Source organism: Streptomyces sp. NPDC098789, assembly GCF_044759975.1.
GTDB lineage: Bacteria > Actinomycetota > Actinomycetes > Streptomycetales > Streptomycetaceae > Streptomyces.
In genome coordinates this window covers 68584-90372 of sequence record NZ_JBIWAJ010000009.1, presented here as the reverse complement: position 1 = coordinate 90372, position 21789 = coordinate 68584, and the positions used below count along the sequence as shown (strand labels likewise).

The 21789-nt window shown below is 73.5% G+C and carries 19 protein-coding genes and 1 pseudogene; 11 read left to right on the top strand and 9 right to left on the bottom strand.

Annotated elements, in window-relative coordinates; translation table 11 throughout:
* Positions 1-224 precede the first annotated feature (224 nt).
* The 5 genes from ACIQWR_RS20005 to ACIQWR_RS19985 are packed head-to-tail and all read left to right on the top strand — an operon-like array spanning position 225 to position 4788.
* Positions 225-2828 (top strand): nitrate- and nitrite sensing domain-containing protein, encoded by a 2604-nt coding sequence (locus tag ACIQWR_RS20005; RefSeq protein ID WP_404011076.1) that lies wholly within the window; start codon positions 225-227, stop codon positions 2826-2828.
* Positions 2825-3298, top strand: a complete 474-nt coding sequence (locus ACIQWR_RS20000) for a roadblock/LC7 domain-containing protein (RefSeq protein WP_404011074.1) — start codon at positions 2825-2827, stop codon at positions 3296-3298. The genes ACIQWR_RS20005 and ACIQWR_RS20000 overlap by 4 nt, the downstream gene beginning before the upstream one ends.
* Positions 3279-3674: a DUF742 domain-containing protein gene (locus ACIQWR_RS19995; protein ID WP_404011071.1), complete on the top strand. Its 396-nt coding sequence runs from the start codon at positions 3279-3281 to the stop codon at positions 3672-3674. The genes ACIQWR_RS20000 and ACIQWR_RS19995 overlap by 20 nt, the downstream gene beginning before the upstream one ends.
* Complete coding sequence (locus ACIQWR_RS19990; RefSeq protein WP_404011069.1) at positions 3655-4290, top strand: GTP-binding protein; 636 nt, start codon at positions 3655-3657, stop codon at positions 4288-4290. Before ACIQWR_RS19995 ends, ACIQWR_RS19990 begins: the two co-directional genes overlap by 20 nt.
* Positions 4291-4344: 54 nt before the next feature.
* Entirely contained in the window at positions 4345-4788 is a 444-nt protein-coding gene (locus ACIQWR_RS19985) for a roadblock/LC7 domain-containing protein (RefSeq protein ID WP_404011066.1), read from the top strand.
* Positions 4789-4945: 157 nt separating this feature from the next.
* Here ACIQWR_RS19985 and ACIQWR_RS19980 read toward each other — a convergent pair whose 3' ends face one another.
* The 4 genes from ACIQWR_RS19980 to ACIQWR_RS19965 form a co-directional block, all read right to left on the bottom strand.
* Entirely contained in the window at positions 4946-5800 is an 855-nt protein-coding gene (locus tag ACIQWR_RS19980) for a ParA family protein (RefSeq protein WP_404011063.1), read from the bottom strand.
* A gap of 259 nt (positions 5801-6059) precedes the next feature.
* Positions 6060-7346, bottom strand: coding sequence for a D-alanyl-D-alanine carboxypeptidase family protein (locus ACIQWR_RS19975; protein ID WP_404011061.1), 1287 nt, complete (start codon positions 7344-7346; stop codon positions 6060-6062).
* A gap of 26 nt (positions 7347-7372) precedes the next feature.
* On the bottom strand, positions 7373-8479 hold the full coding sequence (locus ACIQWR_RS19970) for an alpha/beta hydrolase (RefSeq protein ID WP_404011058.1): 1107 nt from the start codon (positions 8477-8479) through the stop codon (positions 7373-7375).
* A gap of 147 nt (positions 8480-8626) precedes the next feature.
* Positions 8627-9259, bottom strand: coding sequence for a peptidoglycan-binding protein (locus tag ACIQWR_RS19965; protein ID WP_404011055.1), 633 nt, complete (start codon positions 9257-9259; stop codon positions 8627-8629).
* Between the two features lie 569 nt (positions 9260-9828).
* Between ACIQWR_RS19965 and ACIQWR_RS19960 the strand changes: the two are divergent.
* Positions 9829-10968 (top strand): annotated as a pseudogene (locus ACIQWR_RS19960) (sensor histidine kinase); the annotation flags it as partial.
* Positions 10969-11019: 51 nt separating this feature from the next.
* Here ACIQWR_RS19960 and ACIQWR_RS19955 read toward each other — a convergent pair.
* Positions 11020-11661, bottom strand: a complete 642-nt coding sequence (locus tag ACIQWR_RS19955) for a response regulator (RefSeq protein ID WP_404011461.1) — start codon at positions 11659-11661, stop codon at positions 11020-11022.
* A gap of 125 nt (positions 11662-11786) precedes the next feature.
* On the opposite strand from ACIQWR_RS19955, the gene ACIQWR_RS19950 reads away from it, so the two are divergent.
* The 4 genes from ACIQWR_RS19950 to ACIQWR_RS19935 all read left to right on the top strand — a co-directional run bounded on the left by ACIQWR_RS19950 (position 11787) and on the right by ACIQWR_RS19935 (position 16738).
* Positions 11787-12416 (top strand): LuxR C-terminal-related transcriptional regulator, encoded by a 630-nt coding sequence (locus tag ACIQWR_RS19950; RefSeq protein WP_404011052.1) that lies wholly within the window; start codon positions 11787-11789, stop codon positions 12414-12416.
* 454 nt (positions 12417-12870) lie between these two features.
* Positions 12871-14772 carry a nitrate- and nitrite sensing domain-containing protein gene (locus ACIQWR_RS19945; protein WP_404011049.1) on the top strand — a complete coding sequence of 634 codons (1902 nt, stop codon included), beginning with the start codon at positions 12871-12873 and terminating at the stop codon, positions 14770-14772.
* Positions 14773-14777: 5 nt separating this feature from the next.
* The gene (locus ACIQWR_RS19940) at positions 14778-16073 is read left to right on the top strand and encodes a sensor histidine kinase (RefSeq protein ID WP_404011046.1); all 1296 of its coding nucleotides are present in this window, start codon (positions 14778-14780) and stop codon (positions 16071-16073) included.
* On the top strand, positions 16070-16738 hold the full coding sequence (locus tag ACIQWR_RS19935; protein ID WP_404011043.1) for a response regulator: 669 nt from the start codon (positions 16070-16072) through the stop codon (positions 16736-16738). The genes ACIQWR_RS19940 and ACIQWR_RS19935 overlap by 4 nt, the downstream gene beginning before the upstream one ends.
* Before the next feature lie 10 nt (positions 16739-16748).
* Here ACIQWR_RS19935 and ACIQWR_RS19930 read toward each other — a convergent pair whose 3' ends face one another.
* On the bottom strand, positions 16749-18143 hold the full coding sequence (locus ACIQWR_RS19930; protein ID WP_404011041.1) for a sensor histidine kinase: 1395 nt from the start codon (positions 18141-18143) through the stop codon (positions 16749-16751).
* Positions 18140-18874 carry a response regulator transcription factor gene (locus ACIQWR_RS19925; protein WP_404011038.1) on the bottom strand — a complete coding sequence of 245 codons (735 nt, stop codon included), beginning with the start codon at positions 18872-18874 and terminating at the stop codon, positions 18140-18142. Before ACIQWR_RS19925 ends, ACIQWR_RS19930 begins: the two co-directional genes overlap by 4 nt.
* 225 nt (positions 18875-19099) lie before the next feature.
* Here ACIQWR_RS19925 and ACIQWR_RS19920 point away from each other — a divergent pair, with 225 nt between their 5' ends.
* Positions 19100-19675: a hypothetical protein gene (locus ACIQWR_RS19920; RefSeq protein ID WP_404011035.1), complete on the top strand. Its 576-nt coding sequence runs from the start codon at positions 19100-19102 to the stop codon at positions 19673-19675.
* On the opposite strand, the gene ACIQWR_RS19915 is transcribed toward ACIQWR_RS19920, so the two are convergent.
* Both ACIQWR_RS19915 and ACIQWR_RS19910 read right to left on the bottom strand, forming a co-directional pair.
* The gene (locus ACIQWR_RS19915) at positions 19656-20369 is read right to left on the bottom strand and encodes a DciA family protein (protein WP_404011032.1); all 714 of its coding nucleotides are present in this window, start codon (positions 20367-20369) and stop codon (positions 19656-19658) included. The two genes, ACIQWR_RS19920 and ACIQWR_RS19915, sit on opposite strands and share 20 nt — an antisense overlap.
* Positions 20366-21742, bottom strand: a complete 1377-nt coding sequence (locus tag ACIQWR_RS19910) for a transcriptional regulator (protein WP_404011029.1) — start codon at positions 21740-21742, stop codon at positions 20366-20368. Before ACIQWR_RS19910 ends, ACIQWR_RS19915 begins: the two co-directional genes overlap by 4 nt.
* Positions 21743-21789 lie beyond the last annotated feature (47 nt).

The following is a 21789-nucleotide window of genomic DNA, read 5'->3' as shown; positions in this document are numbered from 1 at the left end:
CTTAACCATCGTCAGATTGCTTTCCACGGAGCAAATTGACAATGATTGGCGAATCGCCCGCAGGGAGATCGGTTCCACCTTTCCCCGTACTGGTGACTTTGGTCCCGTACCAAAAGGGCCAAAGGCAGGTGTCCTATGCCGCTCCATGCGCAAGCCTCAACACGACGCGAATACGGCATCCGTGCTCCCTTCGCGTTCCTCCGCACTCCGAGAACAGGTCTCCCGTGATCCCAGCAGGCACCCGGCCGCCGCTGCCCTGGCGCAAGCGCGTGCTCGCCGACCTCCGCGTCCCGACCCGCATGTTGATCGTCGTCCTCGTCCCGCTGCTGGCGGCCATGGGCTTCGCCGGGCTGCGCATCAAGGACGCGCTCGCCGTCGCCGACACGTACGCGGGCACGGAGCAGATCGCGAAGACCAGCCGCACCGGCTCCAAACTGATCACCGCGCTCGCCCGGGAACGCGACCTGGCCGTCGATCCCCAGGCGCCCACCCGCGAAGGCGGGAAGAAGGCCGGTGACGAAAAGGGACGCGCGGAAACCGACGCCCAGGCGCGCCAGTTCCTCAAGGAAATCGGCGAACTGCCCGAACACACCGGCATGGAACGCCAGCGCAAGGTGACCACCACGGGCGTTGACTCCCTCGTCGACCTGCGCAAGCTCTCGGATTCGGACAGCGCCGACCCCGCCCAGGTCGAGCACGGTTACGGCGGGGTCATCGTCTCGATCGCCAGCCTCTACAACCAGGTCGGCGGGATCGGCGAACAGGCCCGCGGCGCGGGCTGGACCCTCTACACGATCGCCCTGAACAAGGCGATGGTCACCAGCCAGCGTTCGGTGCTCGCCAGTACGGGCCAGGCCGGGGTGCTCACCACCGGTCAGCAGGGCAACATCGTCGCCGCACAGCTCGTGCGCGACATCACCGGAATGGAGTTCGGGCTCTACGCGCAGCCCGCGGAGGCCGCCGAATTCCAGCGGATCCTCGGCTCCGATCGGTCCCGCGCGCTGTCGACCTCCCTCCAGAAGCTGAGTGTCAGCGCCGCGACCGGCCAGCTGACCGTCGCCAAGACGGGCCTGCCCAAGACCTGGTACGAGGACCTCACCCGGACCGACGAGGAACTGACGCAGCTCCAGGAGAAGGTCGAGCGGCGGGTGCTGGCGGAGGCGGCGGCCCAGAAGGAGACCGCGCACGACCAGGTCGTCACCGACCTCGTGATCGCCGTGGTGGTCCTGCTGCTGGCCACCTTGTTGGTACTCGCCACCTCCCGGCACCTGGTGCGCGGTCTGGGCTGGCTGCGCCGCTCCGCGGTCTCGGTGGCCGACGAGCACCTGCCGGAGGTGACCCGCCACCTGAACGCGGGCAGCGAGCTGCCGGCCGCCCTGGAGGGCAAGGTGCTGGCGCCGCGGACCCGCGACGAGATCGGTGACGTCGGCCGCGCCTTCGACCGCGTCTACCTGGAAGCGGTCGGCCTCGCCCGGCAGCAGGCCGCGATGCGCGAGGAGGTCAACCAGCTCTTCCAGAACCTCTCCCGGCGCAACCAGGGCCTGGTGCAGCGGCAACTGGCCGTGATCACCGAGCTGGAGGGCGCGGAGCACTCCCCCGACGGGCTGGCCCGGCTGTTCCACCTGGACCACCTGGCGACCCAGATCCGCCGCAACAGCGAGAACCTGCTGGTGCTCGCGGGCGCGGAGATCACCGCCGAGCGGCGCGAGACGACCGAACTGCTGGCCGTCGTACGGACCGCGGCCTCGGAGATCGAGGAGTACCAGCGGGTGACCTACCGGGCGGTCCCGCCGCTCGGCGTGGTCGGCTACGCGGCCGACGACCTCGTGCACCTCATCGCCGAACTGCTGGACAACGCGGCCTCCTTCTCCAGCCCCGACACCTGGGTCGTGGTCAGCGGCCAGCGGATGCCCGACGGCCGGCTGCTGTTGGAGATCCGCGACCAGGGCATCGGCATGAGCCCGGAGCAGCTGGCCGGGGCGGACGACGTACTGCGCCAGCCGGCCGGCCAGCGGAACAACCTGAGCGAGTCCATGGGCCTGTACGTCGTCGGCGCCCTCGCCCGCAAGCACGCGGTGGACGTCCGGTTGTACGCGAACACTCCGGCCGGGCTCGTCGCCGCCCTGGTGCTGCCCGAGTCCCTGCTCGTACGCCAGGACCAGCCCGCCGCGGTGCAGCCGCCCGCGGGGCCGTTGCCCACCGGCCAGCGGCGCGCCCCGGCGTCTCCCGCGGCGCGGGCACCCGCCGCGCGGCCCGTGATCCGCGGCCGGGCCGTGCCCACGCCCCCGGTCCAGAACCCGGTGCCGGCCCCGGCCCCGAACCGACCGGCCGGAGCCCGCGCCGCGAAGGCCGCCGACGTCCGGCGCCCGGGCGGCGACCACCCGACCCTGACGTTCCGCGCGTTGGGCGGTCCGGGGTTGGGCGGTCCCGGAGTGGGCGGTCCGCTGCCGACCACCGTGGACCCGGCCCGGGTCCAGAACCAGAACCAGAACCAGAACCAGGCTCAATCACCCGGCCAGTACCTGGAAGGCGGTCCGCAGAGCGGTCCGGACCACGAGTCGACCAGTGCGGGACTGCCCGTACGCCGGCGCCGATCGCGCGCGGGGAGCATCACCGCGCCCGGCAACCCCGACCACGTCCCCGCCCCCACCCCGGCCGCCCGCCCGGGCACCGCGGGCGGCGGCGGTGCGGGCGCCGGTTCCCTGCCCGACCCGGAGGAGATCCGACGCCGGATGAGCGGGCTGTACGAGGGCATCGCCCACGCCGGTCCGGCCGGGGCGGAGCGTTCCGCCGACGTCGGTCCGCAGCAGCAGGAGGAGAACAGATGAGTCCGTTCGCGATCGAGGCGGCCCCGGCCGGTGACGTGCTCGCACCCACGGGCACCGAGCGGGTACGGGAGTTCCGGTGGGTGCTCCAGAAGTTCCTGAGCGACCTGCCCGGTGTCTTCGACGTCGCCGTGGTGTCGGCCGACGGGCTGCTGCTCGCCCGGTCGACCGCCGTGCAGTCGCCGGCTCCGGCGCTGGTCGCGCCCATCGCCAGCGGGCTGGCCGCGCTGGCGGGCGCGGCTTCGGCGCTGCACGGCTCGGGGCCGGTGAGCCGGACCGTACTGGAGATGCAGCACGGCGTGCTGGCCGTGGTCACCGTCTCGGACGGTTCGCTGCTGGCGGTGGCGGCCCACGCGGGCACCGACCGCGCCGTCCTCGGCTACGAGATGACCCGTCTGGTGCGCCGCGTCGGCCACGTCCTGACGCCCGAACTCCGCTCCACCTTGAGGGACCATGCCGACGTCGCCGATTGATCCCCTCAGACCGTCCGTTCCCCCCTCGCCCGTCCCGCCGGCGCCCGCCCCCGCGCCGATCGCCCCCCGCCCGTACGCCATCACGGCGGGCCGGACGGTGACCCTGCTGGCGTTGCCGCTGGAGGCCCTGGTGCAGACCGTGCCCAGTCCGTGGCCGGGCACCGGGCACCCCGAGCACGACCGCATCCTCGCGCTGTGCGTCCGGCCCACCTCGGTGGCCGAGGTGTCCGCCCTGCTGCACGTGCCGATCGGGGTGGCCCGCGTCCTGCTGTCGGACCTGTCCGGCATGGGGTTGGTCTCCGTCACCGAGCCCACGGGTGACGCACCGTCCACCACGTTGATCGAAAGGGTCCTCAGTGGACTTCACAGCATCTGAGCAGCACCAACCGCCCGCTCCGGCGGACCCGCGCGGTGCCCGGTCGTCCGCGAAGATCGTCGTGGCCGGTGGCTTCGGCGTCGGCAAGACCACCCTGATCGGCAGCATCTCCGAGATCGTGCCGCTGCGCACGGAGGCCGTCCTGACGGCCGCCTCGGAGGGCGTGGACGACCTCAGCGGCGCCCCCGACAAGCGGACCACCACGGTGGCCATGGACTTCGGCCGGGTCACCCTGGAGGACTCCCTCGCCCTGTACCTGTTCGGCACGCCCGGCCAGGACCGGTTCTGGTTCCTGTGGGACGACGTGGTGACGGGTGCGATCGGGGCGATCGTGCTGGTCGACAGCCGCCGGCTGGCCGACTCCTTCCCCGCGGTGGACTACTTCGAGGAGAACGGGGTCCCCTTCATCGTGGCGCTCAACGGCTTCGGCGGGCACCAGCCCTTCAGCCCGGCACAGGTGCGCGGGGCCCTGCGGATCCGCGACGACGTACCCGTGCTGCTGACCGACGCGCGGCGGCGCGACGCGGTGAAGGAACTGCTGATCCGGATGGTGGAACACGCCCTGGAACGCAGGCTCGCGGCCCCCGCCGCCCCCGCCCTGGCCGCCGCCGGCTGACGACCCGCCCCATCCCTTTCCCTTCCTGGAGCACCTCCGATGCAATCAGCTCCCATGCGGTCCACACCCGTGCACTCGGCCGACCAGCGGGCCGCCGCGATCACCCGCGCCGTCCACGAGCGGTGTGCCGGCACCCCCGGCGTCGAGCGGGCCGTACTGCTGTCAGCGGGCGGGCTCGTGCTGTGCACGGACGCGGCGACCGACAAGGCGGACGCCGAGCGGCTCGCCGCCCTCGCCGCGAGCCTGATGTCCTTGACCAAGGCCGCCTCGCACGCCTACGACAGCGGCTGGGTGGCCGCCTCGGTGATCACCATGCGCGACCACCACCTCTGCATGGCCCCCGTCGACGAGCAGACCTCGCTCGTGGTCCTCGCCGACGCCGCCCTCGACACCGGCCGGATCACCTACGCCACCGCCGTCCTGGCCGCCGAGGTCGCCCCCCTCCTGGACGACAGCGCCCGCGACCACCTGGGCCGCTTCTTCCTGCTGCCGGGCTAGTGCTGTGGCCGGAAAGGTTTGCCGGGTCACGGTGTCCGGTGCGGTGCATCGCAAGGCGGAGGGCCACGGCTCGTACTGGACGTACTTGCGTGGGCCGACAACGCGGCGAGGTGCCGTGCCGGGCGCCGTGACACGGTGAACCTTTCCGGTCACAGCACTAGGGGGTGTCCCAGTCCGCCTGGGGCTGGCGCATGCGGGTGAGGACCTGGCACATCAGCTCGCCGTACATGCGGCCCGGGGCGTGGCCGGCGAAGCGGACCACCGCCGGGACACCGAAGGCGAAGGAATCGCTGATCCGGTTGTCCAGCCGTATGTCGGCCGGGAAGGGGGCGAGGTCGGCGTCCAGCATGCCGTTGCGGGTGTCGACCTCCTGCGCCCGCCACTTCGACGGCGGGTTGGACCGGTTGACGATCGCCCCGAGGTACACCGGGTCGCATTCCCCGTCGGTGCGCCCTTTGACGTACCGCACCGTGCCCCGCGTGGCCGCCGCGCCCTTGAGCGCGGGGTATTCGGGGACGCACACGGTCAGCACGTAGTCGGCCGCGGCCAGCGCGGTCGCCGCCATGGAGGAGACGGCGGGTGGGGTGTCGATGACGACGAAGTCGAAGGCGTCGGCCACGTCCAGCAGCATCCGTCGCAGCACCGGGGTGGCCGGGTAGCCGGCCTTGTGGATCAGGTCCTGGGCGGCGGTCATCGTCGATTCCTCGCTGGCCAGCAGGTGCAGGGTGCCGGATCCCTCGAAACCGGCGACGAGTTCGCTGCGGTCGAACCAGACGGCCGGCAGGTCCGTGCGCATGCCCTGCAGCCCGGCCTGGATCACCCAGCCGAGCGAGCGGGCGAGTTGGTCCTGGCTGGAGAGGTTGAGCCCCAGCGCGGACCCCGCCTGAGCCTGGGGGTCCAGGTCCACGACGAGCACGCGCTGCCCCGCCAGGGCCAGCGCGGCACCGATGTTGACGGTGGAACTCGTCTTGCCGACGCCCCCCTTCTGCGTCGCAATGGCAATGATCTTCACGGCGGAGCCCTCAGGTACGTGACGCGGGAATGTCAAGCAGGACCATAACAGCGACCCCACGGTGATCGGGGAGGGCGGATTTCTGGTCCGAATTCCCCTTTCCGCTGACCAGCGCCCTGTATTCGTACGAAAACACGGGGCCGGGCCACCCGCCGGGGGACCGAATCACACGGAATATCGGCCTTATGGCCACTCTTTTTCCGGGGCCGCGATACCGGGCCTTCTTGCTCTTGACGCCCCGATACCACGACGCTCGACTTCAGCCCTGCGCGCGGCGGCGCCGGCGCATCAGCAACCAGCCCGAGCCCCCCGCCGCGGCCGCCGCCCCGACTCCGATCACGCTCCAAGCCAGCGCGCCCGGACCGGAACCGGAGCCGGCGGCGGATCCGGAGACTGCCGCCGTCCCGCCCTTCGCCGCGGCGCCGCCCGCCCCGGCCTGGTCGAGGGTGCCGACCGGGGTGGCCTTGCCGACCGCCGCGAAGCCCCAGTCGAGGAGTGCGCGCATCTCGGTGTAGACCTGATCGCGCTTGTTGTCCTGGGGGTTCATCACGGTCACCACGATGGTGTGCCCGTCCCGCTGGGCCCCTTCCGCCAGGGTGTTGCCCGCGTTGGTGGTGTAGCCGTTCTTGCCGCCGATCAGGCCCGGGTACGGGGCCACCCCGTCGGCGCCGGACAACATGCGGTTGGTGTTGCTGATCCCGAAGGGCTTGTCCTTGCCGGGTCCGGCGGGCCCACCGGGGAACTGCGCCGAGGCGGTCGAGCAGTACTCCTTGAAGTCCTTGTCCTTCAGGCCCTGCCGCAGGAAGAGCGTGAGGTCGTACGCCGAGGAGACCTGGCCGGGGGCGTCGTAGCCGTCGGGGCTGCGCACCTCCGTGTCGCCCGCGCCCAACTCCTTGGCGCGCCGCTGCATGTCGGCGACGGTCTTCTCGACGCCGCCGTTCATCGCCGCGAGCACGTGCACGGCGTCGTTGCCCGAGCGCAGGAACACCCCGCGCCACAGGTCGGGCACTTGGTACGTGCCCCCGGGCACGATGCCCACCGCGCTGCTGCCGTCGCCCATCCCCTTGAGGTCCTCGGGGGTCACCGTGCGGCTGCCGTTGTGCGGCACCGCCGGCAGCACCGTGTCCGCGAAGAGCATCTTCAAGGTGCTGGCCGGGGGGAGCTGCCAGTGGGCGTTGCGCGCCCCGAGCACCTGGCCGGTGTCCGCGTCGGCCACCACCCAGGACAGCGCGGAGAGCCCTGCCGGAAGGTTCGGGGCACCGGCGCCCACCTGGTCCCCGGCGCTGCCGAGCCGCTCACCGCCCACCTTCGACATCTGCGCCGGCGGCTCCTTGCGCGCCGCCGCACCGCCGGGAGCACCGGAGGCGGCGCCGGGTGCCCCGGGCGTCGGTGTCGTCGACGGCGCGGGGGTCCGTGGCGCCTGTGGGGTGCTCGCGTGTGCGGGGACGACGCCCGCGCACGCGACGAGTGCGGTCGCCGCCAGCGCCACCAGGGCGCGACGGGGATTGCCTGACCCCCGGTCGACGGTCGTGGTCGTGGTCGTCATCGGCACGTCCCTCCCCTGGGCGGCGGTCACTTCGCCGCGACCGGGCCGCGCATCCGGTCGCTCATCCACTTCAGGTCACCGGCGAACAGGGTGTCCGTGTACTTGTAGCCGTCGTGGCCGCCCTCGAAGGACGTCACCTTGGTCTCTATCGGGCCCTTGGTGATCTCCTGGCGGAGCTTGTCGAGCGCCGCGACCTCCGACTTGGGCTCCTTCGTGCCCATGAGGAAGGAGATCGAGACCTTGTGGCCGGTCGTCGGGGCGGACGGCGAGGGGCTGCTCTTGGGCGTGCTCTTGGGGCTGGCCTTCGAGCCCGCCTTGGCGCTGCTCGACGGGCTGCTCGACGGGCCGCCCGCGCCGCCGCTCTTCTTGATCAGCTGCTCGGCCAGCCAGGCCGGGCTGTTCTCCTGCTTCTCCTTCGGATGGCCGTTCCACAGCGGCGAGTCGGGGGCCGCGTCGGGCCCGCCGGCGATCGCCACGCTGAACCGCTCGGGGTACTGGAGCACCATCTTCATGCCCACGTAGCCGCCGGAGGAGGAGCCGAAGAAGCCCCAACCCTTCGGGTCGGCGTAGGTGCGGAAGTTCTCCCGCACCAGGTCCGGGACGTCGTCCGAGATCCAGGTGCCCATCTTGGGCTGCCCCGGTATGTCGCTGCCGTCGAGGTAGACGCCCTCCTTGGCGTTCAGCACCGGCATGATCACGATGAAGGGCAGGCTCTCGCCCTTGTCGGCGGCTTCCCCGATCCGCTCCTGGAGGCGGAACTCCTTGGAGAAGAAGTAGTTCGTCGGGTAGCCCACGGCGCCGGGCAGCGCGGTCAGCACCGGGAAGGCGCTGTCCTTGTACTCGGGCTTGCCGTACTGCTTCGGCACCCAGGCCCACACCCGACCGGTGAAGCCGGACTTCGGCCCGGTGTAGTCGGTGCGCACCACGCGGGTCCCGTCGGGCAGTTCCCGCTGCGTCGTCCACTCGCGCGGCTTGGTCGGCATCCGTACGTCGCTGGCGGCCTTGGTCTCCCCCGGCTTCGCCGACTCCTTCGGGGCGAAGGAGACGGGATCTCCATCGCTGGAGCAGCCGGACAGTGCGGCGACGGCGGACAGGACGAGGGCCGCGCAGAGCGTGGCGGAACGGTGTATCACTCGGATCTCCGGTGCAGACTGAAGGATCTCGAACGCGGTCTCGAACGGATCTCGCTGGTAGAGATCGATACAGCGACAAATCGGTTCCATCGAACCCGCACGAGCTTCCCCCGGACCGCCGGGACAGCGGGGACGCGGGCCCCGAGGTCAGGGTGCGACCCGCTCCAAGGCGGTGCGGGTGGCCGGGCCGTAGCGGCCGGGGGGATCGGCGGCGACGGCCGCCGCGACGGTGGACCACTGCTGGAACGCGCGCACCGCCGCCGCCGTGTCCTCGTCGTAGGACCCGAACCGGTGGCCGTGGTACATGCCGATCGAGTAGAGCATGCGCTGCATCCGCGTCACCGGTTCCCCCGCGTCCCCCGGACCGAGCGTGCCGGAGACCGGACCTGTGGGCGTCGTCGTCCCCCCGGAGGGCTCTCCCGACCCGGGCGACGGCGCCGGCCCGGCGGACCGGTCCGGGTGGGTGGCGGGAGCGGGACGGGACTCCGGGGACGACGGGGCCGCGGACCCGGCGCTCTCCGCGCTCCCCGCGATGGCCCGCGGGGCGCCGGTGCCCGGGCGGGCCGGGTCGGTGAGCGCGCGGAAGCCGTCGCTGCCGACGGCTACGGCGACGAGGACGAGGGCCACGACGACCACGGCCGCGAGGGCGAGCGCCCGCCGCGGGAGCCGCGACCCGGGGGGCCGCCGGCGGCTGGGCAGGCGGACGGTGTCGAGCACCAACGTCGTCTCCGCCCGTTCGTCCCCGGCCCGTTCGTCCCGGGTCCCGCCCGCTCTGTTCATTCACCCAGCCTCACCGCCCTTCCCTTATCGGTGATCCAAAAGAACCTTAAAACTCCTTAAATCGACGGCAGGAAAAGGACATGTGACGGAATGTCAATATCGGACTGCCCACAACAGGCCCCCAACAGGCATTTGCCCGGCGAATCAGCGGTATCGTACGGACCGAAGACACGCTTCAGCCCGTGCGGGCCCGGCGGGTGAATTCCCGTCACACCGCTGCCGCCGGGAAGACGAGAGGGCCACCCCCGTGGAACACCAGCGCCGTTCTCATTCCACCACCCCTTACCCGTCCGGTTACCGGTCCGGTTGGCCGGGCGACACCCCCGTGTACGACCGGACCGTCGCTGACCTGGGCGATCCCACGATGGATTCGATCATCCCCGGGGAACTGCTGCTCACTTGGGAAGAACACCTCGGATATCTCCCGGTGCAGCCGTAGGGCCTGCGCGAAATAACCCACAGGTCCTCCGCGAGGAACTCGAAAGTCCGCCACCTCGGGACTTTCGACCCGGCCGCGAAGAGGCCAATGGCCCCTTTGCGAACCGACCCGGTCTGCTCTAATTCTGACAATGCTCAAGAGCCCGGCCGAAATACGGTCCCTGCCGCACGCGTGCCGGTGCATAGCGCCCGCGGTTGCCCTCTGGAGCGCATGGAACTGGCTGGGCCACATGCCCGGCGGGCTCGTGCTCTCCGACCGGCCGGCCCTCGTGGTCGTGCTGTGCGTCCTGCTCGTCGTCGCGATGGTCCGCCACGCGGCCCGTCCGGTCGTCTACGCCGTGCTCGCAATGCTGGGGCACCTGCTGGCCGATACCCCGCTGGTCCTCGCCGTGGCCCTGTACGCGGCCGGCGTCCGGGTCCGCGGTCGACGCGTACTGGCCGCCCTCGCCGTGACGGGCTCCCTGGTCGCGGTCGCGGTCGCCGTCGCGGTCTACGGGCGTCCCCCGTCCGGCTCCTCCGGCCCGCTCGACCCCGGCTCCTTCGACGCGCGGCAGGCACTCGTGGCCCTCGCCCTCGCCCTGGGCCCGCTGTGGGCGGGGCGCACCTGGGGCCGGCGCGAGCGGGCCGCGGCGGCGGACCGCGAACGCACCGCGGAGCTGGAGCGGGCCCAGGCGCAGCTGGTGGAGCGGGCGGAGGCGCGGGAGCGGTCCCGGGTCGCCCGCGACCTGCACGACATCGTCGCCCACCGGGTGAGCGACATCGTGCTGGCCGCGAACGCGCTCGACGCCACCTCCCGCGCCGTCCTGCCCCCCGTGGCCGTGCGGACCGTCGACCGGATCCGGGAGAGCGGGCAGCGGGCCCTGGAGGAGCTGCGCGAGGCGCTGCACCTCGTCACGGCCGCCAACCTGGCCTGTCCGGCCGAGCGCATCCCCGAGCTGATCGCCCATGCCCGGCGGGGCGGACTCGACGTGACCCTGCATCAGGAGGGGCACGCCGAGGTGCTGCCCACCCCGCTCCAGCTGGCCGCGTACCGCGTGATCCAGGAGTCGCTGACGAACGCGACGAAGCACGCGGTGGGCGCGGCGGTGACGGTCCGGCTCGTCTGTGACGTCGAGGGGATCCGGGTGGAGGTGCGCGACAGCGGCGGCGTGCGGCTGCCCGCCCGTACCCTGCCCGGCGGTGGCAACGGGCTGGCCGGGCTGGCCGAACGGGTGCGGCTGCTGGGCGGCACCTTCACGGCCGGGCCCGCCGGTGACGGCTTCGCGGTGAGCGCGTCCGTACCGCACCGGCCGGCGCGGACGCCGGACACCGGGGCGGCGGGCTCACATCTCCTGCGGTCCGAGCCGGTTGACGAAGCGGGCCAGCTGCACCCGGCCGGTCAGGCCGAGCTTGCCGAAGAGCTGGGCCACGTGGTTCTTGACCGTCGCCTCGGTGACGCCGAGCCGTTCGCCGATGGCCGCGTTGGTCAGCCCGAGCGCGAGCAGGCGCAGCACGGAACGCTCGCGGTCCGTGAGGGTGGCGAGGAGGTCGAGGTCCTCGGCGGAGGCGGCGGTGTCCGCGCGCAGGGAGTCGAGCAGGCTCCGGGTCACCACCGGGTGCAGCACCGAGTGCCCGGCGCGGGCCGCGCGGACGGCTTCCAACAGGTCGTCGACCGTGAGGTCCTTCAGCAGGAAGCCGGACACCCCGAGGTCGAGCGCCTCGCGCACCCGGGACTCGTCGTGGAAGGCCGTCATGACGAGCACCCGCGGCGGCCGGGGCGCCTCCAGCAGCCGCCGGGCGACCACGAGCCCGTCCTCGTCGGGCAGGACCAGATCGACGAGGGCGACGTCCGGCCGGGTCCGTGCCGCTTCGACCACGGCCTGTGCCGCATCGCGGGCGACGCCCACCACCTCCATGTCCCCGGCGGAGCCGATGATCTGCTCCAGACCCGCGGCGGTGATGACGTTGTCCTCGATGACCAGCACTTTGATCAGCAACAGCGGGCTCCAGACGGTCACGGCGTACGGCCAACGTAACCTCCGGCCCGCTCGTACCGGTTCCCCTCCCCGCACCCCTCCCCCGCCCCTCCCCCCGTTCGGAGCAGCACGCGATGATCACGGTCCTGCCGGTCAGCGGCGATCACGAACTGCGCGCGGTGCTGCGCGACGAGCTCCGCGGCGCCGCCGACGTCAACCCGATCGGGGAGGCCTGGGACGAGGCGAGCGCGCGCGAGCGGATCCGGGTGCTGCTGCCGGACGTCGTCGTGGTGTACGCCGATGCGCGCATCGACGGCTTCGCCCTCACCCGGGAGTTGCGGCGGGGGCCGGGCGGCCCGGAGGTGGTGCTCGTCGGCCCGCCGGGCCCGCGCATCGTGGCGGACGCGGTGGCGGCCGGCGCGTCGGGGGTGCTGGCCGTGGGTGCGCTGCACAAGGACCTCGGGCGGGCGGTGCGGTACGTGGCGGCGGGTCAGGCCTTCTTCTCCGCGGAGATGACCTCGTACGTCCTCTCCCTCGTCGCCCACCGGCCACCGGCCGCGCGGCGGCCGTCGGCGGCCGTGTCGGAGGCGTTGACCGACCGGCAGCGCGAGGTGCTGGAGCTGCTCTCCACCGGTCTGTCCAACGCGGCGATCGCCGACCGGCTGCACCTGCGGGTGGCCACGGTGAAGACGCACGTCAGCGAGATCCTCACCCGCCTCGGCGCGCACAACCGGGTCGAGGCGGCCCGCATGCTCTTCCCGTGAGGGCCGACCCCCTGGCGCCCTTTATGGCCTTTACGCCCCTTAAGCCCGAGATGGTCGCCCCGCGCTGCGACCTTCGGCCGATGCTCCTAGGCCTTTAGTCGGCCGATGGTCCGTCCAGCGGTGCATACGCTGATAGGGAGTTCACTCCCACCGCACCGGATTGTCCACCATCGGAGCGGGGTTGAGGCCGTTCGGCGCCGGACGCCGGTCCGATCGGCTGCCACCGTGGGACCAGGTCGTCTCTTTCGGATCGTGTCGGTCGAGCCCGCGGCGTCCGGTGCCGTGCATGGCCGTGCCGCCGGGGCGCTCGTGTACTGGACGTACTCGGTCGCACCGGCAGTGCGGTCAGGCGCGGTGCCGGACGCCGCGGGCCCGGCACGATCCGAAAGAGACGACCTGGCCCCCGCACCACACCACGGCCGGACCGAGCCCGCGCCGGAAGACGTTGGGACCCATGAGCACCTACGCACTGCACCACAGGCGGCTGGGCACCCAGGTCGGACTCGTCCTCCTGCTGCCGCTCTGCCTGGCGCTCGGGCTCGCGGTGACCGTCGTGCGGGACGCGGCGGAGCACCACCACGACACGGTCGTCACCGAACGCCGCGCCTTCGTCGCGCTGGCCGCCACGGCCGTCACCCGCGGCCTGGAGAACGAGCGCGGCGCGCTCGCCCTGGCCGGGGGCAAGGTCACCGACCAGGTCGAGCAGCGCCGGCGGGAGACCGACCGGGCCGTCGAGAAGTTCCACGAGGACGCCGGCCCCGGCGCCGCCGACACCGCCCTCGCGCCCCGGCTGGCCCGCGCGCGCACCGCGCTGGACGGGCTGGACCGGGCCCGCGCGGCCGACCTCACCCGGCCCGGCGACCTCCCCGACGCGGTCTCCGCCTACCACGACGCCATCGAGGCGCTCGGCGCCCTCGCCTTCGCCCCCGGACCCGGTCCCGGACCCGATTCCGCGGACGGGACCGCCGCCCGGGCCACCGACACCGCCCGGGCGGTGCGCGCGCTGGCCGCCGGCACCGCCGCGCTGTCCGCGCAGCGCGCCCTGATCGACGCGGCCCCCGACACCACGGCCCTGTCCGGCAAGGACACCGCCTTCCTCGCCCGGCAGGACGGGCAGCGGCGCTACGCGGCGCGGGAGTTCCGGGCCGCCGCCGACGCCCGCAGCGCGCCCGGGCAGGACGCCACCGCGATCGACAACGGCTGCCTGGCCGCGCCGCTCGCCCGCGCGGCCGAGGGCAAACGGCCCGCCCGGGCCGAGTGGGGCGGCTGCGCCACCCGGGTCCTGGACCGGATGCACGAGGTCTCCTCCTCCCTGCAGGAGCAGTCGCTGCACGCGGCCTCCACCGCCCGGGCGCGCGCCTGGGAGGCGCTGCTCGCCCACGTGGCGCTGGTGGCCTGCGCCGTGCTGGTCTCCGCGGGAGTGGCGGCCTTCGTCGCACGGCGCCTGGTGCGTCGCCTCCAGCGACTGCGCAGGGCGGCGCTCAAGGCCCAGCACGAACTGCCCGCCCTGGTCGCCCGGGTGTCGCGCGCCCCCGACCCCGGGGGCCTGGCCCTCGACGTGACCCCGGTGGACCTCGGCGCCACCGACGAGGTGGGGGACGTGACCCGGGCCTTCGACGCCGTGGTGCGGGAGGCCGTCACGCAGACCTGTCGCCAGGTGGTGCTGCGCGCGGTGGTCCACGAGCGGCTCGCCGCGATGTCGCTCCGCTCGCACGTACTGGTCCACGAACAGCTGGACCTGCTCGGCCGGCTCCAGATGGCCGAGGGCGACCCGGACGCGCTGGACTCCTTCTTCCGCCTCGACCACCTCGCCAACCGGATGCGGCGGCACGGGGAGAACATGCTGCTGTTGACCGGCGCCGCGCCGGGCCGAGGCCACCCGCGCCCCGAGCCCCTGATCGACGTACTGCGCGCGGCGGCCTCGGAGGTCGACGAGTACACCCGGGCCGCCGTGCGCCAGCCGGTGCCCGCCGTCACCGTCCCGGCCGAAGCCGTCAGCACGCTGACGCACCTGCTGGCCGAGGTCATCGACAACGCCATCCGCTTCTCCCCGCCGGACCGACCGGTCGAGGTGTCCGCCGAGCTGCTGCCCGGGCAACAACTCGTGGTCCGGGTCCGCGACGAGGGGTCCGGCATCCCCCGCGAGCGGCTCGACGCCCTCAACGTGCTGCTCCAGGGCGCCCCGTCCGCCGACTGGATGGAGTCGGAGCAGATCGGGCTGCACGTCATCGGCAGGCTCGCCGCCCACCTCGGCGCCCGCGTCTGCCTCGACTCGTCGTGGCGGGGCACCACCGTCGTCGTCCACCTGCCGGCCGGGCGGCCGGCGACCGCACCGACAGAACGTCCCCTGGAGTGACCCGCATGCCCACTCACGTCTACCGCCTCGCCCAGCGGAAACTGCGCGCGCTCGGCCGCTGCGAGACGCCCCTGTCCCCGCGCCAGCGCCTCTTCCAGGACGCCGTCCTGGCCGTGTTGGTGGGGGCGGCGAGTTGCTTGGCCCTGGCCACCGTCCACGGGACCGGCCTGTTCCTGGGGTACGGGAGCAGCGTCGCGTGCGCGCTGGTGGCGGCCGGGAGCCTGATGTGGCGGCGCACCCGCCCCGAGCTGTGCGTGGCCGTCGCCCTCGCCACGACCCTGGCGTCGGACGAGGGCACCGCGCTGATCGCCGCCGTCTACGCGACGGCGGTGTACGGGCGGCGCCGACCCGGCGCCGTCGTCGGCGCGGCGGTCCTCGGTTACGTGTGCACGCGTCCGCTGATCGGGGACTTCGTGGACGACCCGCGCTGGCAGGTGTACGTCGCCGTCGTCAACTTCGTGGTGCCGGCGATGCTCGGCTGCCTCGTGCGCCGCCAGCGGGAGTTGCGGGAGCGGCTGCGGGAGCGGCTGTCGAGCGCGGAGTCCGCGATCGACAGCGCCGCGCGCTTCGCCATCCTGGAGAAGCGCACCCAGCTCGCCTTCGAGATCCACGACACGGTCGGCCACCACGCCACCTACCTGGTGATGCGGGCGGGAGCCGCGCAGCGCCGCAAGGGGCTCACGCCCGAGGTGGCCGCGGAGTTCGGGGCGATCCAGGACGGCGCCATCACGGTGATGCAGGAGCTGCGCGGGGTGATCAACGTCCTGCGCGAGCCGGACGATCCGGACGAGCCGCTGCGCGGCCACCTGAGCTGCAACGAGTTCCTGGAGGGCCTGACCCGCAACATGCGGGCCATCGGCATGGACGCCTCGCACGCGGTCGAGGGCCGCCCGCGCGACCTCGGTCAGCGGTGCGAGTCCCTGCTCTACCGGGTCAGCCGGGAGGCCCTGACCAACGCGGCGAAGTACGCGCCGGGGGCGCCGGTCCGGGTCCGGCTGGTGTACGGGCCCGGCACGGTCTCCCTCCAGGTCGTCAACGGGCGGACCTGCGAACACCCGGGCCCGGGCGCCGGGTACGGCTCGGCCGGGCTGGGGCTGCGCGGGCTGACCGACGCGCTCGTCGCGGTCGGCGGCTGTTTCGACGCGGGGCCGGTGGCCGGCGGCGGCTACCGGGTCCAGGCGGTGGTCCCGCTGCCGGCCGGACCGGACCGGGTCGCCATGCCCGCCCCCCGCGGGCCGACCGAGCAGACCGAGCAGATCCAGCACTCCGAGCACTCCGAGAACGAAGGACGCGCCCTGTGAGCATCCGCGTGGTAATCGTGGACGACCAGACGATCATCCGGTCCGGGCTGCGGATGATGATCGAATCGGGCGACGGGTTCGAGGTGGTCGGCGAAGCGGTCGACGGCGCCGAGGCCCTCGTCCAAGTACGGGTGCACCGGCCCGACATCGTGTTGATGGACCTGCGGATGCCGCACGTCGACGGCATCGCCGCGACCCGCAAACTGCTGGAACTGCCCGATCCGCCGCGGGTGCTGGTGCTCAGCACCTACAGCGGTGACGGCCAGGTGCTGGAGGCCCTGGAGGCCGGGGCGAGCGGGTTCCTGCTCAAGGACCTGCGCTGCGAGGAGCTGTTCTCCGCGCTGGAGGTGGTGGCCACCGGCGGCCGGGTCTTCGCCCCCGAGGTGCTGCGCAGCCTGGTGCGCCAGGCGATGCGGCGCGTCCCGGTGCGGGTGGACGGCGTCGACGCGAAGGTGGCCTCGCTCAGCGACAGCGAGCGCAAGGTGCTGCGGCTCATCGGCATGGGGATGACGAACGAACAGATCGCCCGGGAGCTCCACCTGGCGGGGACCAGCGTGAAGACGTACGTCTCGCGCACCCTGGCCAAACTCGGCCTGGAGAACCGCACCCAGGCCGCGGTGGTGGCGTACGGCATGGGCCTGGCGACGACGCCCCCGGCGCCCTAGGGCGGCCGCGTCAGCGGGGGCCGGACGACGCCGTGTGGCGGGCGGTGGTGGCGCGGCGGCCGCCGCGCCTGGCCCGGGGGCGCCGGCCGGCCGGGCGGGGGGCGTGGCCGAGCCGGACCCGGACCTCGGCGCCGCCGAGCACGGAGCGGCCGATGCTCACCTCGCCGCCGGTGGATTCGGCGAGCTTGCGCACGATGTCGAGCCCGAGGCCCGTGGAACCGGCCCGGCCGCCCTCGTTGCCGCGGCGCAGGGCGGCCTCCGGGTCGGCGATGCCGGGGCCCGCGTCCGAGACCAGCACGATCAGCGCGTCGCCGCCGCGGTGCAGGTCGACGGAGAAGCCGGTGCCCTCGGGCGTGTGCCGGAAGACGTTGCCGAGCATCACGTCGAGCGCGGCGGCCAGCTCCGCCCGGGCCACCGGTACGGTCGCGGGCTCCTCGGTGCCCGCCACGCGGACCGGACGCCCCTCGTCCTCGGCCAGGGCCGCCCAGAAGTCGAGGCGTTCGCGGACCACCGCGGCGGCGTCGCAGCCGAGGCCGGGCACCGGTCCGGTGCCGGCGCAGGGGCGGTGCTCGCGGGCGCTGCGGATGATCGTGTCGACCTCCCCCTCCAGCTTCGCGACCGCGGCGCGGGTCTGCTCGGCGGGCGGGCCGTCGCCCAGCGAGGCGGCGTTCAGCCGCAGGGCGGTGAGCGGGGTCCGCAGCCGGTGGGAGAGGTCGGCGGCGAGCTCCCGCTCCGCTTCGAGCAGGCTGATCACCTGCTCGGCCATCCTGTTGAACGCCTGGGCCGCGGTGCGCAGTTCAGCCGGCCCCGCCTCCGGCACACGGGCGTCGAGCCGCCCTTCGCCCAGCGCCTGCGCGGCCGCGGCCAGCCGTTCGGCGGGGCGCACCATCCGGACGCCGAGCCGGTCGGCGACGACGACCGAGCCTGCGACGAGCGCGACGGCGACCCCGGCCAGCACCAGCCAGGCGGTGCGCACCCCCTCGGTAACGTCATGCGCGGGCACGAACACCTCCACCACGGCCGTCCGGGAGGCGCCCAGCACGGTGGGCTGGAGGACGACCCACCCGCCGGACACCGCGATCCGCACCATCCGGCCGCGCCGCTCGACGTCCTCGACGTCCTGCGGCCGGACCCGGGTACCACCGAGTTCGGCGACCGGGACCTCCGGCACGTGGATGGACATGCGCCCGTCCTCACCGGCCCGCGTGCTCGCCAACGCGTGGGCGAGCGGCTCGCGTTCGGTGGTGAGGGACAGCACCGGCCCGATCGCGGCGCCCTCGCGCTCGGCGGCGGTGAAGGCCCGGTCGCGGGCCGCGTCACGAACGGCGATGGCGAGCGGGACCGCGAAGGCGGCGACGACCATCAGGGTGACCGCGAGGCACACCCGTATGAGAGCCCATTTCATGCGGTGTGGGCGCCCGCTCCGAAGCACGCCGACGTGCCGGGCGCCTCCAGCTTGAAGCCGACCCCGCGGACGGTGTGGAGGTAGCGCGGCTGCGCGGCGCTCTCGCCGAGCTTGCGGCGCAGCCAGGACAGGTGGACGTCGATGGTCTGGTCGTCGCCGTAGGTCTGCTGCCAGACCTCCGACAGCAGGACCCGCCGGGGCACCACGGCGCCGGGGCGTTCGGCGAGGAAGGCGAGCAGGTCGAACTCGCGCCGGGTCAGCTCCAGCATCCGATCGCCGAGGGCCGCCCTGCGGCGGACCGGGTCGATGCGCAGCTCGCCCACGGCGATGAGGGTCGGCTCCTCGCCGCGGCCCTCGTCGTACGAGGCGCGGCCGGAGCGGCGCAGGACGGCGGAGAGCCGTGCGGAGAGCTGTTCCACCGAGAACGGTTTCGTCAGGTAGTCGTCGGCGCCGCGGTTGAGCAGCCGCACTATTTCTGATTCGTCGTCACGGGCGGTCGCGATGATGACGGGGACGTCGGTTATCCCCCGCATCATTTTCAGGACTTCGGAGCCGTCGAGATCCGGCAGTCCGAGATCGAGGATGACGACGTCGATGTCCTGGGCGGTCACTTCGCGCAATGCTTCGATCGCCGTTCCGGCACTTCGCACCACGTGACCGGATTCGGTCAGATGACGAATGAGGGCCGAGCGCACGAACAGGTCGTCTTCGACTACGAGCACACATGCCATGGCTCGAAGTGTACGACACGACTTCCCGACAGCGAACGTCGGCAAAGGAATGCGGACTTCGGCTCGTTCGGCGCGATCCGCGTGATCGGCTCGTTCGGCTCGTTCCGTTCGGCTCGTTCGGCTCGTTCGGTGCGATCGGTGTGATCGGTTTGCGGCACCGCTGGATCCGGACGAAGCGTATTGATTTCTTTGCACCGCGCGAAGGGCGCTGGATACGCTGCCGGAATGGAGACAGGATTGCTGCGCAGATCCGTGTGGCTGTTGGCCATGGGAGCGGCGGTCGCGGTTTCCTGGTGGGGCATCCGCAGCGTCATGCACGGGGCCGTCGACGATCCGCCGCAGGCCCTGCTGATCACGGCCGGAGCCTCTGCGCCCGCAGCACCACCGAAGACCACACCGTCCACCGCGCCGTCACCGAACACCCCGTCCGTTTCCTCTTCCCCGCCGGCCGGTGCCGGTGCGCGCAACCAGGGCGAGCGCTCCGGCGGTCCGAGCACCCCGCCGGGAACGAACGGCCCGAGCACCGGTCCGTCGCGGAGCACCGGGAACACCCCCTCACCGTCGCTCTCCGCGGGCCGGGGGGAGACGCAGTCGCGCGTCACCGAAGGCGGCACCGTCACGTTCGCGGTCCGAAAGGACTCCGCCAGCCTGCTCACGGCCTCGCCGGCGCCCGGCTGGTCCGTGCAGCGCTGGGAGGAGGCCAAGTGGATCCGGGTGACCTTCACCCGCGGCTCCACCTCGGTCTCCGTGTTCTGCGTCTGGCACGACCAGGCACCCACCATCACGACCGATCCGGCCTGACCGCCCCGCCGGTACCGCCAGCTCCGTCCCCCGCTCCGTCCGCCGGGTCGGCGCCGCGGGCCCGTAGACCCGCTTGGCGGCCCACCCGGTGCGCGGCCAACGCCCGGCGGTAGCCGGCGGAGGGCTCCGCGGCCCCGTCGGCCCCTTGCACCTCCCGTGCCCCTTCCACCGGCGGTCGGGTCGTCGGGTCCGCCGGATCCCGCTGGGTGGGGAGGGCCGGCGGGTCGGGCAGGTCCGGTGACCCCGGCGGAGCCTCCTCCAGGACGCGTATCTCCCGTACCCGCGCGCCTCCCCGCTCCGCGGCGAAGCGGCGCAGCAACTCGTCCCGCAGGAGCCGCAGGTGCAGGACGTACGCCGGGGAGTCGGGCAGCAGGTCCAGCCTGCCCTCGGCCTCCGAGAAGCCCACGGCCCGTACGTGCCCGGCCAGTTCGACCGCGACCCCGGGCCAGCGGGCGAGCACCCCGTCGGGACCCCGGCCCGGGCCCCAGGCCCGCTCGGTCACCACGCCGCGCACCACGGCGCCCAGCGGCTCCGGTTCGCGCGCGCCGCCGCCACCCGCCGACCGGACGCGCCGGGCGGCGGTCCGGGCACCCGGCTCGGCGGCGCTCCGGGCGGCCGCGCGGGCGGCCTCCAGGGCGACCCGGGCCAGGTCGGCCCCGGAGCCGGGGCCTTGGCCGCCGGGGGCAGGGGTCACGACGCGGCCCGGGGGTCGGCGAGGGTCAGCAGCGCGGTGGCCCGGGCGAGCCCGAGCACGCGCCGCACCAGCTCCTCGCCGTAGACCTCGGCGGCCCGCTCGCTGCCCCAGGCCCGGACGGCGGAGCGCACCAGCGTGCTGTCCCCGAGCATGAACTCGGCCCGGGCGGTCTCGCGCAGCAGGGCCGTGTCGTCGGGTGCCAGCGGCAGGCCGCCGGGGGTGGCCCGCGGCGCGGCGGGGGCGGGGCGCAGGTCGGTGCGCGGCCGGGGCACGAGGGCGGTCGTGACCAGCTCTCGTACGGCGCGGGACCGCGGTGCGTTCGTGGCGGGCAGCCAGCCTCGGTGGCGGCGCTGTCCGGCGGCCCGGGAGTCCCGCCAGTCCTCGACCGCCATGGCCCGCTTCTGCGGGGTGTCGAGGAGCGTTTCGGCGCCCTGGAGCAGGGTCGCCAGCAGCCCGGAGGGGCGGCGGACCTGATCGGCCTCGCCGCGGGCGTGCAGCCAGGCCATCACCTCGTCGGCGGTCCAGCCCGCGTCGGCGACGTGCCGCACGATCCAGGCGATCCGGGGGGTGGAGCTGCGGCCGAGCCAGCCGACCCGGCGGATCAGTTCGGCGGCGAGCCGGAAGCGGTGCCCGACGGCATTGAGCCGTCCGGCCTTGCTCGTGCCGGTGGTGGATGTGGGTGGTTTCCCGCGACCGAGCTTCGCCTCAGGGGGCGGACGAGTATCACCGGTAGGGGAAAGAGCGGGAGGAGCAACCCCCTTTGGGGTGCAACGGGCGAGCGCCCCGAAGGGGGTCGCCCGGCCCGCACGGGAGCGCCGGCGCCGTGCGCTGCGGACGGCCTTGCGGCCCAGCGCGGCCATCTCGGCCCGCCCCGCTTCGGCCATCCCGACCGGACGGCGCCGGACCCCGGTGCCGATCACGCGGACCCCGAGGCGGTCGTCGAAGGCGGCGGGGACGATCCTGGCGAACTCGCTCGCCCGCCGGCCCTGGGCCCGTATCCGCGTGCCGCGCTGGACGTAGGCGAGCAGACCGGCCTGCCGGAGCATCTGGAGGTGGTACTGGACGGTGCGTTCGCTCAGCCCGAGCCGGCGCGCGAGGTGGTCGACACCGGGGCGGCAGGGGGAGAACCGGACGAGTTCGTCCGCGATCCGCACGGTGGTGTCGCCGAAGGCGGGTCCGTGGGCACGGCGGGGGCGGTAGTGCCCGCCGTCGGCGACCCAGTGCACGGCCTGCATCCAGCCGTAGCCGTCCGAGGCGATCCGGCCCGTCGTGGTCGACACCCATTGCCCGGCCTCGGGGGTCCACAGCGGGTCTTCGACGCGGACGCTCACCGGGGCCGGGGCGCTCACCGGGGCGCTTCCCGGGGTGCTCACCGAGGGGCTCACCGGTTCGCTCCCCCGGCCCTCGACGGCCGAATGGT

Coding starts and splice junctions, on each gene's coding strand:
- ACIQWR_RS19950 (WP_404011052.1), top strand. CDS start 11,787: ATGATCACGGTCCTGCCGGTCAGCGGCGATCACGAACTGCGCGCGGTG.
- ACIQWR_RS19985 (WP_404011066.1), top strand. CDS start 4,345: ATGCGGTCCACACCCGTGCACTCGGCCGACCAGCGGGCCGCCGCGATC.
- ACIQWR_RS20000 (WP_404011074.1), top strand. CDS start 2,825: ATGAGTCCGTTCGCGATCGAGGCGGCCCCGGCCGGTGACGTGCTCGCA.
- ACIQWR_RS19945 (WP_404011049.1), top strand. CDS start 12,871: ATGAGCACCTACGCACTGCACCACAGGCGGCTGGGCACCCAGGTCGGA.
- ACIQWR_RS19975 (WP_404011061.1), bottom strand. CDS start 7,346: ATGACGACCACGACCACGACCGTCGACCGGGGGTCAGGCAATCCCCGT.
- ACIQWR_RS19940 (WP_404011046.1), top strand. CDS start 14,778: ATGCCCACTCACGTCTACCGCCTCGCCCAGCGGAAACTGCGCGCGCTC.
- ACIQWR_RS19920 (WP_404011035.1), top strand. CDS start 19,100: ATGGAGACAGGATTGCTGCGCAGATCCGTGTGGCTGTTGGCCATGGGA.
- ACIQWR_RS19930 (WP_404011041.1), bottom strand. CDS start 18,143: ATGAAATGGGCTCTCATACGGGTGTGCCTCGCGGTCACCCTGATGGTC.
- ACIQWR_RS19995 (WP_404011071.1), top strand. CDS start 3,279: ATGCCGACGTCGCCGATTGATCCCCTCAGACCGTCCGTTCCCCCCTCG.
- ACIQWR_RS19965 (WP_404011055.1), bottom strand. CDS start 9,259: ATGAACAGAGCGGGCGGGACCCGGGACGAACGGGCCGGGGACGAACGG.
- ACIQWR_RS19925 (WP_404011038.1), bottom strand. CDS start 18,874: ATGGCATGTGTGCTCGTAGTCGAAGACGACCTGTTCGTGCGCTCGGCC.